Here is a 14,724-nt window from a genome sequence, read left to right on the forward strand (position 1 = left end):
GGCGTCATGTTGCGGTTCCGGTGAGGCCGGCCCCTGCCACCGCAGGAAATGAGTTTCTCACAGCAAACAGACAATTCGATAGATTTGAGACACCATCCCTGTAGGTTTGCGACGGCATCATTGCGGCCTGCAATGAAAACAGGACAAATATTATGAATACATACGTCACAGGGGCCGCGCAGCCGCCGCCCGTCGAAGCGGAAATATTTCTGAGAAATTGGCCGAGATCGTATGAATGCAAGGCGGTCCTCACGAACAAGGATCGTGCGTTGATCGCGACGAATTTGGCCCGCGATCTGCCGGAATGGTTCAGCCTCGCCATGGAGCCAGACTTCAAACCCCGCCCGTGCACGGTGAGCTGGAGAGGACAGCGCACTCTTGAGGTGATGCTGTTCGAGTGAGCGAGGCCGCTGGAGTCCTGCAGCGGCGTCCTGATCAGGATCCGGCGTACTCGGCCGAGCGATGACCTTCGCTGGCTCGGACCATGCACGGGCACGTATCACTATGGGCATGTGCAGCCCGGCATTGAATATGATCGGGGCTGAGGCAGGCCGGCCTGCTCGGCGCGCGCCCTTGTGGCAGCCAGTGCCTCGGGCGCACGGTCATTGGCGAGCATGCGGCCGATCGGCCCGACTATCTCCGCGAGCGAGGCTGAGATCGCCGCCGCACCCCACAAGCTCGGGTGCCGAGCGAAGGACGGGCGCCGAGGGAGAGATAGGGAGGAGCCCGCCGCGGCGAACCGGGCGGGCGTCAGTGCGCTAGCGAAGCGGCCCGGCTCAGGCGAGGTGCCAGCCGAGTTCGATCTGGCTGAGATGCACGCTGTGGGACTCCGCGCTGTCCGACAGCAGCACGGCGAGATCCGCTCGCGAGGTGCCGCCGTTCAGCAGGTTCGTCCAGTACGCCTTGCCGTCCGCGTCCGCCGGGCGACCGAGCGCGTTGTCGTAGAGCGCGTCCACGTAGGCGGCATTCTGCATGCTGCCGTACTTCGACACGTTCTCCGGTGTGCCGAGAAACGCCTTCGCCAGGTCGCTGATGGAGCCGCCGTTCTCGAGCTGATTAGCCCAGTACTGGAGGCCGCCCGCATCGGGGGCGCGGTCAAGCATGGTGTAGTAGAGGCGCGCCACATCCCCTGCCTGCTTGTCGGCCACGAAGACGCCCGCGTCGAACGCGCTTTGCAAGCTGGAAACGTGCTCGGCCGAGAAGACGAAGCCGTTGGCGACATCGATGCGCTGCGCGCCGCGGTTGTCGAGTTGATCCGTCCAGTAGGCGAGCCCGCCGCCGTCAGCCGGGCGACCGAGTGTGGTCTGATAGAGTTGGTTGACGAACTCGCCGCTGCTGAGGCCTCCGGTCCGCGCCTGACCTTCCGGAGAGGACAGGAGCAATTGGCCGAGGTCGCGTGCCGGCGTGCCGTGCTCGAACTGGTCGGCCCAGTATGCCAAGCCGCCGGCATCGGGGGCGCGCCCGAGCAGGCCCTCGTACAGCGCGTAGACCTGTCCGCCGGCCGAGCCCACTCCCGTGGCAACCTGGCCGAAGGACGAGGCCTGAGGCGCGACGGTCAGTTCAACCGATCCATCCGCGAATGTCGCGACTTCGACGCCGCGGAGCGTGTCGGTTCCGTCGCGCGCTGCGGTCGCGTCGACGACCGTGAACTCGATCTGCCCGTTGGCGCCGACGTGGCTGGAGATCGTGTAATCCGACCGGTTGCCGCTGAACACCGCGGTATCCCGACCCTCGCTGCCGAGAACAGTATCGTTCCCAGCACCTCCCGTGAGGGTATCATCACCACCCCACGCGTCCAGCACATCGTCAAAGGCCGATCCGACAATGGTATCGGTGCCGGCGAAGACGGACTTATTCACCGTGACCGGGTCCTGCGACATGTAGATGGCGGCTTGTTCCATCGTGATGGCGAAGCCGCTCATGACGTAGGCGGCAGAGCCATTCTTGTACAACGTCGCAGACGTCGTCGTTCCTGATACCGGAAAGCCGAACTGATACGTCAGGCCTGCGCCAGTCAGATCGATATAAGTGCTGGCGTCAACAATGGCAGTAAAGCCCGTTGCCGTCTGGTTCGTATAAGCCGCGTTCTTATAATACCCATACAGATCAAGGGTGGGCGCATCGGCTGGCTGAAGGCATATGAAAGTCGTCATCTCTACCCCTCATTCTTTAGCCTCAGGAACAACGGATCAAACTGTTTTCGACCCTCTTTTCCAGAGGTCCATGCGCGCGCAGACCCGTTCGCGCCGCAACAAGAACAGCGTTGGCCACATCTGGAATTTGCCGATCAGCGGTAGCACTGGTTTTGTCGTACGAGAACCCAGGTCATGACTGCCCCACACAAATTGGAGACGCAATCCATCCTCCTGTTGCAGCAAATCATCACTCGGAGGGATCAAGGAATCAGTTCTTAACAATCGCGGGGTAACCTATGTTTTTTACAACTTGAATTTCTGGCAATCAGTCTGCTCGTCGATTTGCGTGGAGTAGGATTGTTCGAGCTGTGGAGCGCAGCTGAGGAACTATACAAGCCAACGCCCGCATCAAAACTCCTTGGCATAGACGAACAGGGCAAAGTGGCGAAAGCGCCTCAGTGCTTCGAACAAGCCGCAGCTTGCAGGATCTTTCTCTTGTCGGCTGAGAGATCGCGCTGCGCTGATCCGTTAGCGGCATGCGGCTGATCCGCTGCTCCGCTCTGCTGCTTGTAACTCGCTCGCCTTTGCTGGCAGCAAGCCTCAAGCCTGCCGGATCAACCCGGCCATGTGGCGCGCTGGCACCGCTGTGCCCGCGGCCGCTACGCCCGCGAGCGGCTCAGCCAGAACAATGCCGCATCCCAGCACAACACTCAGGACGCGGACAAGAAGCGCAGGGGGCAACCGTCCTGGGAGCGCGGACAGCCGAGAAGACAGGGCGGCGTGAGGAGAGAGCACGCTCCGCACGGGCAAGAGGCTGGTCCGCCTCCGCCCCGGCGAAGCCCTCGATTTCGTGGCGTCCCAGCTCGGCGCCGGGACGCCACGGAGATGGGTCAGGCTGCCTTGCGACGTCCGCGGCTCTTCGGAGCTTCCTCAGCCTCAGCGGTACGCGCGCCGGGCCGGCCGAGGCCGATCGCTTTGGCGAGCTCAGAACGCTGCGCCGCGTAGCTCGCCGCCACCATCGGGTAGTCACTCGGCAGGCCGTAGCGCTGGCGGTAGGTATGCGGATCGAGCCCGTGGCCGGCCAGGTGGCGCTTCAGCGTCTTGTAGGGCTTGCCGTCGATGAAGCTAACCAGCGCGTCCGGCGTGATCGACTTGCGGATCTGAGAAGGCGTGGCCTTCTCGGCCACCTCCTCGGCGGTGGCCTGAGGCGCACCAGTCGCGAGGCCGTTGAGCGCCGCGTGGACACTGGCGATCAGAGCCGGCAGTTCAGCGACCGGCAGGGAGTTGTTGGTCACGTAGGCCGAGACGATGTCGGCCGCGAGCTCAACGAAGTCGGGGCTCTGCCCCTGAGCATTTTCTGTCACGTTGTAGATCCGTAGTTCGTGCGCCCTCCAGGCGGCGTAGATCATCATATTGCCTGGCAGATCAAGAGGGCATCGCAGGGAACCAGTAAATAATTGCTTCCACCGGAGATCGCTTGGAGCCGTGATCTGGCCGAGTAATCCTCACCCTCGCCTGCTTCGGGCGATATCCGTCGTCATCGCGTCGGTGAGCGCGCGCTGCAGCTTCGGCGCTTCTTCGGCTGATGCCTCAAGCGGTGGGCGCACCCCATACTCGTTTGTCAGCAGCATTGGCCACGCTTTGGGAGGCACGGGTACCGGTTGGCGTGGTCGCGGGCTGGTCGGGAAACCGGAACTGCGTCTGTCGCATGCCGTTCCCTCTGATGCCCCTCAGCCGTCGGAGCGGGCTTTGAGGAGGCTTGATGGCCGACGTCGCGCAGGAACCCGCACCTGAATCCGCCCACCCGGAGACGGACCAACGGCCTGACTTCGCCGATGTCATCAGGAGCCAGGCAGCCAGCTACGTCACGAAGCGGAAAGAGGATGTGGCCAGAGCCGTCTCGGACGTGGCCGAGGCCATTCGCAACGGCGGCGCAAGGTTCGAGGGCGCGCCGCACCTGAAGGCGTTCTTCGACAGCGGGGCCGAAGGCGTCGAGGAGCTGTCCGCAGACATCAACCGGCGCACTACCAGCGAGCTCTACGACGAGGTCGAGGCGGCTATTCGGCGCCGCCCCACCGTCACCTTCGCGGCAGCGGCGCTCGCCGGATTCGCGCTCTTCCGCTTCCTCAAGGCGTCCAAGATCAGGCCGATCCCACGTTCCCGTTCCGTGGTGCCGGTCGACGTCTTCCCGACCCCGGACATCTAGAATCACCCATGGCCGATCCTCAGTCCCGATCCATTCCGGCCCTCGTCGGCGACGCGATCCGCGAGACGCAGGAGCTCGTGTCCAAGGAGATCGTCCTCTTCCGCACCGAGATGGGCGAGGGAGTGCACAAGCTCGGCCTAGGGCTCAGCCTCTTCATCGCGGCCGGCGTGTTCGCCCTGACCGGGCTTCTGGTGCTGATCCTCGCCCTCGTGAAGGGCCTGGCCGTCCTGCTGCACTCGGAGGCGCTCGCGGCCCTCATCGTCGGAGCAATCTTCGCGGTCATCGCCGTCGGCCTGGCGCTGTGGGGGCGCAGCAAGGCCTCGATCTCAGCCCTGGAACCGACCCGGACCGAGCAGTCGTTGCGTGAGGACACCCGCATCATCACGGAGCGCGTAGGTGAATGAGCAGATCGGCCGACGACTTGGAGCGTGAGGTCGAGGCGAGCCGCGCCCGGCTCGATCAGACCCTCGGCAGCCTGCAATCCCGCCTCAGCGTGTCTGGTCTGTCCGAGGACCTCGTCGGCACGTCTGGGCCGGCACAAGCGGCGAACGACGGCGCGCGGCGCCTGCTCGACATCGCCCGCGAGAACCTCGTCCCGACGCTCCTGATCGGCGCCGGTCTCGGCTACCTGCTCTACGATGCCGTGCGACAGGAGGCCGAGCGGCGCCGGCTCCGCCTCGTCGGACCGGACGGTCTCCCGCGCCACTACGTTCCTTACTCCGACTTCCTGGAGCGGCGCGAGGCGGGCGAGGACGAGATCATCGAGCGCATCATCGCCACGATGCAAGCCGAGGGGCGCATCACGCGCGAGCGCTATGGCAAGGCGGTGCGCACCTCGCACGCCAAGAGCCACGGGGTGGCCGAGGGCGAGCTGCGGGTGCTGGACGGCCTGCCGCCGGAGCTGCGCCAAGGCCTCTTCGCGGCGCCCCGCACCTATCCGGTCCTCGTGCGCCTCTCTCACGTGCCGGGCGAGTACCTGGACGACCGCAACGTCTCCACACCGCGCGGCATGGCCATCAAGATCTTCGACGTGGAGGGTGGGCGTCTCGCCAAACACGACGAGGAGGTCACCCAGGATTTCGTCCTCGACACCGGCAAGGTCTTTCCGTCTCCGAACGCCAAGGCGTTCCTGGCCACGATCACGGCCCTGCAGAAGGCGACGCCCGCGCCTGAGGCCGTCAAGCAGGCCGTGTCGGCTACCTCGCGGGCCACGAACGCGGTTCTGAACGCCGTCGGCCTGAACAGCGCCAATCTCGACTTCTTCGGCCATCCGCCGTTCCACCCGCTGGGGGAGGCCTACTACAGCCAGACGCCCCTGCGGTACGGCGACTACGTGGCCAAGCTTGCGGTCCGACCGGCGACCGACAAGCTGCGTGCGCTGATCGGCCAGATGATCGACGTGAGCGCGGACAAGGACGCCCTGCGCAAGGCCGTCACGGACTACTTTCACACGAACCCGGCCGAGTACGAGGTCGCGGTTCAGCTCTGCACCGATCCCCAGCGGATGCCGATCGAGGACGCGAGCAAGGAGTGGCCCGAGGCGGAGAGTCCGTACCGGCCCGTCGCCCGCCTCGTCCTTCCGGCTCAGGACACCTTTGGGCAAATCGCAAAGGAGGAGGAGCTCTCATTCTGCCCAGCCCACACGCTCGCGGCGCACCGACCGCTCGGATCTATCAACCGAGCTCGGCTGCGCGCCTACGAGGTGATGGGCGCGCTACGCCGGCAGGAGAACGGCCGAGCGACGACTGAGCCACGGACTCCTACCGACCTATGAGGACCGGGCTGCCCCCAGCCCTCGCGGGGAGTCAGTGTCGCGGCTCAGCCAGCGTTCGCACAGCACCGGGCACAACAGCGTCGTCATGACGGCTGCCGAGCCCAAATGACCTTTAGATCTTTCCGTCGATTCCCATCTGGTAATACTTGTGGACAATCTTGTCTTGGTTCTCGAGCAGCCAGTCGATCGACGGCTCGTTGGTCATGGCCTTGCGGATCGCCTCGGTCATACCCTTGCGCTGAATCTCGAACAGCGCCTTGTGGTCGACACTCTCAGCCTGGATCACGCCGGGGCTCAGCCACACCGAGCAAATGATGCCGAGGTCGTTGACCCGGTCTTTCGGCAGGTAGCCCGCTCGCACCGCGTCGAGCACGCCGTTGGCGATGGCGTACTGGACGGTGCCCATCAGGATCGAGGTGTACTTCGACTCGGTGACGCTGACCTTCGAGACGCAGAGCGTCACCGGGCGCACCATGATGTCGGTGTTCAGGAGCGCGAAGACGCGGCTGTGCCCGACGACCTGATCGCCCGTGAGGGTGGCGATCGCCGTGCCGACCGGACCGTCGAGCTCTCCGATGATGACCTCGGGCTCGGAGGCGGTGTTGGGCGGTCCGCCCGCCACGAGGGCCTCGCCGGCGCGTAGGATGATGCGTTCGCTCATGCTGGGTATCCGTCCTGCTCAATCCGCCCGCTGACCGAGAGCCGATCAGCGCGGCCGGGGTGTCTCACAGGTGCCCGAGGCAGGTCCACCCCGCCGCCCAAACGTTCAACTCGGGCCTCGTTCCTCGGTCGAGCCCCTCGTCGCCGAAGCGAGCTTCGACCCAGGCCGAGCACGCCGGCCTCCTAGAACAAGCCACACGCGCACGCGTTCGATCCCGCAGACTCGAGCACCGCCAGCCATCGCACGCCCGCTTGCCGGAGCCCGCATCCCTACCAGAAGGCGCCGCGCGAAGGCCGCGTGGCAGCGCACCTGCGCGAGCCCTGGCATCAACCCAGATATGGACAAGCTAAATTGGCCAAATGCTCGCAGAGCCAACAATAGCCAAGGTTTCACGCGCGGAAAGTTCTGAAGCGTACATAACATCTGACACTATAAATTAGTGGGCGCACAGCATCACGACTGACGCCAGCTTTGACGCGATTGCCGGCTCAGCCGACCAGCCACATAGAGGCGTAGCAATCCAAAAGCGTGAAGCGGGGGCGGCAATCCAGATGGATAGACGCCATGACATACCAGTTCACGGACTTCTCAATCGGCCGTGGTGGGTCACCCGGAACACCGATCGACCCCGATGTCACCAACGAGGAGGGGCCGTCTGGCAACGGGCCGCCCGATCCCGGCTCGGAGAACTACACGTGGTTCGGCTACTACACCCATTACGTCAGCAGTCCCGGCGGCGAAGTCTACGCTCTGTACAACGGCTTGCTGGAGCGAGACCCTGATCCATCGAGCGACTACTGGCTCAAGCTTCTCGACCAAGGGGCATCTCTCGAGGGCGTGACTCAGAGCATCCTCGGTTCGCCCGAAGGGCAGTCAAACTTCAACGCGCCCGACAACGCGGGCTATGTCGAACAACTCTACCAGACGGTACTGGGCCGCCCGAGCGACGCGGCAGGCGCCGCGTACTGGACCGCAGCCCTGAACAACGGCCTGTCGCGCGCAGCTGTGGCGGACGGCTTCGTGTTCTCGGCCGAGCACATCGATCAATTGCAATTCGCCTTCGACGCGGGCATCTTCGTGCCCGACCCGACGGCCTCGGACATATCACGCCTCTACTACGGTGTGTTCGACCGCTCGCCCGATCCCGGCGGCCTCCAATGGTGGCATACGGAGGTCGATTTCGGCACCTCGTTGTCGTCCGTGGCGCAGGCCTTCCTGCTCTCCCAGGAATATTCGGCGCTGTACCCGACCTCGCCGACGGACGCAGAGTATGTGAACGCGCTCTACGCGGGCGCCCTGGGCCGAGCCCCGGACGCCGGAGGCGCGCAGTACTGGGAGGGCGCCCTGGCTTCCAGCAGCCTGACGCGGGCGGACGTGGCCGTCGGTATATCCGAAAGCGCCGAGGCTCATGAGTATCTCAGCACCTTCATCGAGGAGGGCTGGCTTCTCACTTAGGCACCCGCGCGGGCCGCCGCCGCATCATCGAGGGCAAGCCCCCGCGAGCATGACGGGCGCGGGGGCTGATCGGGGCTGGCCAAGCTCAGCCGGCGCCGGCCGAGGCGAGGGTCATTGCAAGCCGAAGAGGGTCAGCCCCGGCAGCCCGAACAAGGCTGATGTTCGCAAGCGTATCAAGATTATGCAGAGGATCGGGCTGTCGAGGCGGAGTTGCCGCATCATCTCACACCGCATGGTACGGGAAGCCGCCTTGCCGTGTTCTCGCTCAGCATGCCAACGCTTCGGATCCGCCGGCTCTGCAATCACGCTCGTCGCATCATACACTGACGCGCACTCCTCACGTCCATCTTGAACGGAGTTATAATCGCGGAAAGGATTGTCTTGCTGACCGCGACCGGCGCTGCAGCCAGAGCATCCAAGCAGCCGCAGCGAAGCACATGCAATGCGGGAGAGTTTTTGTCCGCAGACTGCCAATATGGCCAAGATCACAGCAACTCGGTCACTGGGCTCTCGCAGATGCGAACTCGGTTGCGTCAGGTTGTCGCGTTTCAAAACCTCAATCCGCTTCCACAAGGCTGCCCGTGCAGACGCATCTTGGCCATAAGCTCTACAAAAGCACGACGATTAATCTGCGTTATGGATCCACGAACCTCGGTATCCGGTTGCACTCTCGGCTGAATGCGTGATGCACAGCATAGGGAGACGCTCAGATGGCGACGATCTCTGGCACCAACGGACCTGACAACCTCACCGGCACGAACGACGACGACATCATCCTCGGTCTTCTGGGCAACGACACCATCACCGATCCCGGTGGCTTCAATCGCATCGACGGCCAGGATGGCAATGACACGATCACGGGCGGTGCCGACTTCGATTACATCGCGGCAGGGCCCGGCGACGATACGATCTTCGGTCGCGGCGGCAACGACCAGATCATCGGCGAGGCCGGCAACGACCGCATCTTCACAGAAGACGGTGATGACTACGCCGCGGGCAACCCGGGCGACGACTTTCTCGCCGGTGGCATTGGTCGGGATTTCCTCGTCGGTGAGGCGGGACGCGATCAGGTCTACGGCGAACAGGGCGACGATTTCGTAGCCGGCGGCGACGACGACGATTTCCTCGATGGAGGACCGGGAGACGACTTGGTCGACGGCGATCTCGGGAACGATCTGCTGGATGGCCAAGCGGGCAACGACGTCCTCTTCGGTGACGCCGGCGACGATGTCATGAACGGACGGGCCGGCAGCGACATCTTGGACGGTGGGCTGGGCCGCGACACGGCGATCTTCGCCTTCAACTTCTTGCAAGCTGACATCGATGCCACCGGCTCTCTCGTGACTGTCGGGGGCGCGGGCAACAACGGCACAGACACCGTTAAGAATACGGAAGTGTTCCAGTTCGGGGATCGGACGATTGTCCAGGGCGATGGCAACGTTCTCGTTGATGACCTATTCTACCTCAGCCAGAACCCGGACGTGTTCAACTCGGGTCTCGACGCGGAAGCACATTACAACTCCTTCGGCTGGCGCGAAGGACGCGATCCGAACGCGTTCTTCGACACGTCAGGTTACCTCGCTGCCTATGCGGATGTCCGCGCAGCCGGCGTCAACCCGCTGGAGCACTATCTCAACTTCGGTTGGAAGGAGGGCCGCGATCCCTCTGCAAACTTCGACACGAGCGCGTATCTTGCGGCCAACCCCGACGTCGCGGCCGCCGGCCTCAACCCGCTGCAGCACTACCTGGAGTTTGGTGCGGTCGAGGGACGGCAGACCTTCGCTGACGGCACCTTCCTCGCCTGAGCGCGGGTAAGCACCACCTGAGGTCCAGCCTCGCACAGAGCCTCGAGCCCCGCAGCCGCTGAGCTGCGGGGCTCTTTGCTGAAACGCGCAGAGGAGCGATCAAGTCGGCGAATGGCTCACGCGGATTACGCAGCCTTGGGTCAAATGCGCGTGGGCGTGTCAGCGCCGGTGAGGGAGCACATCAGGATCGTTCAGCGAGGGACACCGCCCAGGGCAAGGCGCACCATCCATTCTCTGAGAAGATCAGAAACACCCTGCCGCTGCGCCGATACGCTCTGCGCGAGCTGCCGGCCGATGCCGTCAGTCAGACCGCCCACGCTTTAGACGCGCCGGTCTCGGGTGTAGAAAGCTCTCGATGCGGAGGACCGCACAGGAAAAATAAGTGGCCCTGTCAATCCAGCTTAGGAGACTTTCTTGAAGCAGGGCCACACCGATAACTCAAGAAAGCATCTTGACCGCTCGGCAGCCCCAAGCTGCAGCTTGAACGCGCTTCGCGAAAATACCTAAGTTAATTTCGTTGCGGAAGGTAGCACGATCTTTCGGCGAGCCGTCCTGACCGCTGAGCGAGCCACGAGGTCTCGCCGCGACTTCAACCACTCCGTTCAACTGTGCACGCCGAGCTGTGATGCCCGCGGTCCGGTTAGGTCGATCTGCACGACGTGCACTTCGCAGGGGTCTCCCCGGGCAAGATGCATCAGCGTAGGGCCCCTTGTCGTTCAAGCCCGCCCTCGGCAGTCTCGCCGATAGCGGAGCTTGAATGGCAACGGCCTCTCGATCTCTACACAGGATGAGAAACGCGGAGGCAATTTCTGAGCATCTGCCGCTCAGGTGCGAGCCATCTTCTCGCGAAGCCGATCCTCCTGCGCGGCAACTTCCGGCGTCATCGCGTCGCCGAAGTCGGCCGCCTCGAACACCGGCCGAATCTCGATCTCGCTCGGGCCCGGCATCGGATTGGGGCAGCGCTTCACCCACTCGAGGGCCTCGTCCATGTCGCGGACTTGCCAGAGCCAGAAACCAGCGACGAGTTCACCCGTTTCGGCGAACGGCCCATCGATGACGGTGCGACTTGGACCGTCGAAGGCCACCCGCTTGCCTGTCGCGGACGGATGGAGCCCCTCGCCGGCCAGCATGATGCCGGCGTCGACGAGGTCCTCGTTGAACCGGCCCATGGCTTCGAGGAGTTCGCGCGAGGGCGTCATGCCCGCTTCGCTGTCCTTCGTCGCCTTCACGAGAACCATCACGCGCATTGGCGTCTCCCTCAAGGATCGCGCCCGGATCGACGGCGCTCGTCCACCGGCAGCCACAATCCTTCCGCGAGAACCGCGAAGCACCGTAAGCGACTCTTGCGGAGGGATCTAAGCTTCAGCCTTCAGCCACCTGGGCTTCTCTCAGAGACGACTGATCATGCCAGCATCAGCCGGAAAATGAGCCAAATCCCTCGAATGCGTTCGTGGGCGTTTGCGCCGGCAGACTGCAGTCGTTTGACGAGGCAGGTTCGAGGCTCGGTTGAGCCGCGGGAACGGGTTCAGGAGCCGTCGAGTGGTTCTGATCGGAGATTGAGGCGAGCTGCGAAACAGGGCGGTCAGGCTGCGCGTCAAAGGTCATCCAAACTCCTCGGGTGTGTCGCCGTTACGGCCGAGCTTGGAATAATGCATGCCGACGGGAATGCAAACTGGCTGGAAATCGTGCGCGCTATCGAGGTCGTCTCGCCGGCAGCCCGAGGCTCTCCGGCGAGACGTCGATCGTTCGGTGATCAGAGGGCGGAACCGCGCGGAGCCCCGGCCGGCTTGAAGCGCTCAGTCACCTTGCTTGCTGCGCTGAAAGCGTCCTGCATCTCATGGGCCGACATCGCGAGCGAAGTTCTCAGGTCCGTGACCGCGCCCGTGGCCGCTCCGACGATGAGGCCGCTCGCCATCCCCTCGACCGACCCTTCGGAGATGGTCAGGAAGTCGTACTCGCCGAACGTGAAGTAGTAGCCGCGGAGTGTACCGCCCGAGGCCTCGATCAGCTCGCGCAGAGCCTCCTCGCGGTTCTCCGGAGTGGCCATCATCCCCCTGACGGCCTGCGTCGTGAAGCGTCCCTGTGTGATGAACAGCGGCATGGCTTCCTCCCAAGTTCGGCCCGTGACGCGACGCCGAGCCTCTCGGATTCTAGCTCAACGCTCACACACCCGGCCGGTCCGTACGCTTGCGCAACGAGATCGCGATCGGCGGGACCTCACGGCAGCGAAGCGACGCAGCACGACGCGACGTGCCGCAGATGCTGTTCCTCAGCCCACCGCCACGCTCGTCAGCACCTCAGCGGCCCGGCGCACTTCATCGACGATGAGTTCCTCGCTCGGTGTGCCCCCCGCCATGTCGGCCAGCAGAACCGAGACGTCCCGCTTCACATCCTCTCGGACCTCAGGATTCTCCTCCGACAGTCGCCCGATCAGGACGCCCAGTACGATCTCCATCGCCATCAGTTTCGCGTGCAGGCGCGACATGTCATCGAGCGTGTCCGGGTCATTCGTGTTCATGCGCTGCTCCATGGGTGAGGCTGCCAGCCAACCATCGGTCGAGCGGATCTGGCCGCATCATCCCAACGTCTTGATTGCCTGAGCCTGCCGCAGCAAGCATGGCCGAGCCATCGTCTCAGGAGCCACAAGCCGTGTTCCGACGGGCTTTGCACCGAGGCTGCCCGGTTCACGGCCTGTCACCAACCTGGACGCATCCGGCTCGTTCATCCGTCGTCAGCGCGGCGGCTGAGTGGCCGAGCGTCAGCCAGCCGACGGCCCGCTCCCTCATAGGCGCTCTACCCACCCGCTCGGGAGGCGCCGGCGCAATCTGCAACACGCGCTGCAAATTCAACCACAGTGCTGACATGATTTGCGGTGTTAACTAATCGTTAACCAGAGGCTCTGACGATGTAGTTCTTGGTAGGAGGCAGCGATGACGCGGTCTCAGAAACTACGTGTGAAGCGCTGGATCATGCGCGAGCTCGATCGCAGCCTATCGAAGCTGCCGAGCAGCCAGGATCTTACCTGCCCGGTCGCCACGCCCAGCGGTTCGCCCACGAAGCCGACGTAATTCCTGTCGCGCGGCGCTCTCGCACAAGCGGCCGAGTTTGCGTGAGGCAGCGTCGCTCGCCGCACGACTGGAAAAATCCGCGGCCGCCCGGCTCCTCTTGCCCCTTCAGGCGAAGGATCAATGCCCACCGCACAGGGCGTTGAGGCGCCCCTGCCACCACGCGTGGTGCGCCTTGAAGTCCCCCGCCCCGTCGCGGTAGGTCGAGCCCACTCGCACGCGAAGGGCCGCGCAGGTCTGCGGCGGCATGCTGTTGAAATCGGTGAGCAGGGCTTGGCTCACATGGTCCAACGCGAGCAGCAGGCTCTTCGAGCTCGCGCCCGAGACCTCCTCTTCCGACGGGTAGGCCACGAGTGCCCGAAAGGCGCGCTCGATCTCGTTGAGGTCGCCGCTGGCGACCATGCCCTGAACGTCCTTGATGTGCACGGCCGTGTCTCCTGAGACGCCCGAGCGTCGGCCATTTGGCGGCCGACTGACACATCAACTCAAAAGCCGGCGCTGCGTGGCACACGGTCAGAAAGATTGCGGGCGGCGCGCTGCCGATCGGCCGTGGGGCCGCTGGCGCGGCCGACCAATCGCACCGGGAGCACACGGGTGCGAGAGAATACGCCGTGACCCGCCGCTCACCTGCAGGGTGAGGATCAAGCCGCCTTCGTGGCCGCACCCTCGCTGTGCCACGCGACGGTCAGGCCGAGGGACGCGGTCAGTACCACAGCTTCGTCCTCATCCCTGACGATGATCCGCAGCTTCTGATCGAGATACCGAGCGGGATTGTCGGCCGCGATCTCGCAGAGCGCGCGAAGCACCTCCTCTGAGACGTCCGACGCCTCGGGGCAATCCACGCCCTCGTCGTCGATGATCGATGTATGGGTCTCGTGAACGTCGAAAAAATAGCGGGCCATCAAACAACTCTGGCAGGGCGACTTGCGTTCGGGGAAGAACTGATCGGGGAAGATTGCGGCAGCGACGCACGCCGCGGCTGCCATACGAGAGATTTTACAAGCCTTCAATTGATAAACACCGATGCATTACGTATAAAACTGTACGCTAGGCGGCGCAGAACTCCGATCATTACAATCAATAAATCGCAAAATCTCTTTCAGACACAATGGTTTAGATATGAACCATCTCGGTGTGCGCATCGTGGGCCGACAGGCGCGGCGTGCGGCATCGCACCGTTGCCCGATGCGATCGGAGCGCCAGACAACTCTGTCTGCAGGAATGGGGTTCCGGCCTCCCATTCCTGCCTCTGACCGCGCGACGCGGATTCAGTAGTTCCGGTAGGTCCGGCGGTAATAGGAACGGCGGGGCGCGTGGTAGACGCGGCGGTAGGTCGGCCGAATCCCGAGTGCACCGTTCACGCCGCCGATGCCGGCACCGAGCGCTCCGCCGATGATGCCGCCGATCGGTCCTGCGGCTCGCTCGCCGCGGGCCGCACCGATCTCGGCGCCTCGGAAGATGCCCTGTGCCTGCGCAGCAGTTCCCAGAACGAGCGTCGCCGCTCCGAGACCGAAAGCAAACATGACATGCCTCATCGACACCTCCTCCTTGGCTGCAGGACCGAGACGCGGCCTTAGCAGCTTTGGTGAGAAAACGAGGCTAATCACAGAAGGTTCTCTAAGG

The 14,724-nt window shown here is 64.0% G+C and carries 15 protein-coding genes; 6 read left to right on the plus strand and 9 right to left on the minus strand.

Annotated features, from left to right (window positions below; all coding sequences use genetic code 11):
- Positions 1 to 152 precede the first annotated feature (152 nt).
- Positions 153 to 401: a hypothetical protein gene (locus MOX02_RS01770; protein ID WP_147024011.1), complete on the plus strand. Its 249-nt coding sequence runs from the start codon at positions 153 to 155 to the stop codon at positions 399 to 401.
- Between the two features lie 375 nt (positions 402 to 776).
- On the opposite strand, the gene MOX02_RS01775 is transcribed toward MOX02_RS01770, so the two are convergent.
- Both MOX02_RS01775 and MOX02_RS01780 read right to left on the minus strand, forming a co-directional pair.
- Complete coding sequence (locus tag MOX02_RS01775; protein ID WP_147024012.1) at positions 777 to 2,153, minus strand: DUF4214 domain-containing protein; 1,377 nt, start codon at positions 2,151 to 2,153, stop codon at positions 777 to 779.
- An 872-nt stretch (positions 2,154 to 3,025) separates the two neighbouring features.
- On the minus strand, positions 3,026 to 3,499 hold the full coding sequence (locus MOX02_RS01780) for a Ros/MucR family transcriptional regulator (RefSeq protein ID WP_170267627.1): 474 nt from the start codon (positions 3,497 to 3,499) through the stop codon (positions 3,026 to 3,028).
- Between the two features lie 398 nt (positions 3,500 to 3,897).
- Between MOX02_RS01780 and MOX02_RS01785 the strand changes: the two genes are divergently transcribed.
- From MOX02_RS01785 to MOX02_RS01795, 3 genes are read left to right on the plus strand one after another with little or no spacing between them, the layout of a single operon-like run.
- Positions 3,898 to 4,341: a hypothetical protein gene (locus MOX02_RS01785; RefSeq protein ID WP_147024013.1), complete on the plus strand. Its 444-nt coding sequence runs from the start codon at positions 3,898 to 3,900 to the stop codon at positions 4,339 to 4,341.
- Between the two features lie 8 nt (positions 4,342 to 4,349).
- Entirely contained in the window at positions 4,350 to 4,745 is a 396-nt protein-coding gene (locus MOX02_RS01790) for a phage holin family protein (protein ID WP_147024014.1), read from the plus strand.
- Positions 4,742 to 6,115 (plus strand): DUF3618 domain-containing protein, encoded by a 1,374-nt coding sequence (locus MOX02_RS01795; RefSeq protein ID WP_147024015.1) that lies wholly within the window; start codon positions 4,742 to 4,744, stop codon positions 6,113 to 6,115. The genes MOX02_RS01790 and MOX02_RS01795 overlap by 4 nt, the downstream gene beginning before the upstream one ends.
- A 112-nt stretch (positions 6,116 to 6,227) precedes the next feature.
- Here MOX02_RS01795 and MOX02_RS01800 read toward each other — a convergent pair whose 3' ends face one another.
- Complete coding sequence (locus MOX02_RS01800) at positions 6,228 to 6,776, minus strand: formaldehyde-activating enzyme (RefSeq protein ID WP_147024016.1); 549 nt, start codon at positions 6,774 to 6,776, stop codon at positions 6,228 to 6,230.
- Between the two features lie 564 nt (positions 6,777 to 7,340).
- Between MOX02_RS01800 and MOX02_RS01805 the strand changes: the two genes are divergently transcribed.
- Positions 7,341 to 8,231 carry a DUF4214 domain-containing protein gene (locus tag MOX02_RS01805; protein WP_147024017.1) on the plus strand — a complete coding sequence of 297 codons (891 nt, stop codon included), beginning with the start codon at positions 7,341 to 7,343 and terminating at the stop codon, positions 8,229 to 8,231.
- Between the two features lie 710 nt (positions 8,232 to 8,941).
- Positions 8,942 to 10,036 (plus strand): calcium-binding protein, encoded by a 1,095-nt coding sequence (locus MOX02_RS01810; protein ID WP_147024018.1) that lies wholly within the window; start codon positions 8,942 to 8,944, stop codon positions 10,034 to 10,036.
- An 824-nt stretch (positions 10,037 to 10,860) separates the two neighbouring features.
- Here MOX02_RS01810 and MOX02_RS01815 read toward each other — a convergent pair.
- From MOX02_RS01815 to MOX02_RS01840, 6 genes are all read right to left on the minus strand, one after another.
- Positions 10,861 to 11,283 carry a YciI family protein gene (locus MOX02_RS01815; protein WP_147024188.1) on the minus strand — a complete coding sequence of 141 codons (423 nt, stop codon included), beginning with the start codon at positions 11,281 to 11,283 and terminating at the stop codon, positions 10,861 to 10,863.
- Between the two features lie 506 nt (positions 11,284 to 11,789).
- Complete coding sequence (locus MOX02_RS01820) at positions 11,790 to 12,137, minus strand: GYD domain-containing protein (protein ID WP_147024019.1); 348 nt, start codon at positions 12,135 to 12,137, stop codon at positions 11,790 to 11,792.
- 168 nt (positions 12,138 to 12,305) lie between these two features.
- Positions 12,306 to 12,554 carry a hypothetical protein gene (locus tag MOX02_RS01825; protein ID WP_147024020.1) on the minus strand — a complete coding sequence of 83 codons (249 nt, stop codon included), beginning with the start codon at positions 12,552 to 12,554 and terminating at the stop codon, positions 12,306 to 12,308.
- Between the two features lie 667 nt (positions 12,555 to 13,221).
- Complete coding sequence (locus MOX02_RS01830; RefSeq protein ID WP_147024021.1) at positions 13,222 to 13,527, minus strand: hypothetical protein; 306 nt, start codon at positions 13,525 to 13,527, stop codon at positions 13,222 to 13,224.
- Between the two features lie 215 nt (positions 13,528 to 13,742).
- On the minus strand, positions 13,743 to 14,087 hold the full coding sequence (locus MOX02_RS01835) for a DUF6894 family protein (RefSeq protein ID WP_147024022.1): 345 nt from the start codon (positions 14,085 to 14,087) through the stop codon (positions 13,743 to 13,745).
- Between the two features lie 282 nt (positions 14,088 to 14,369).
- Positions 14,370 to 14,624 carry a hypothetical protein gene (locus MOX02_RS01840; protein WP_238178965.1) on the minus strand — a complete coding sequence of 85 codons (255 nt, stop codon included), beginning with the start codon at positions 14,622 to 14,624 and terminating at the stop codon, positions 14,370 to 14,372.
- Positions 14,625 to 14,724 lie beyond the last annotated feature (100 nt).

Source organism: Methylobacterium oxalidis (assembly GCF_007992195.1).
GTDB lineage: Bacteria > Pseudomonadota > Alphaproteobacteria > Rhizobiales > Beijerinckiaceae > Methylobacterium > Methylobacterium oxalidis.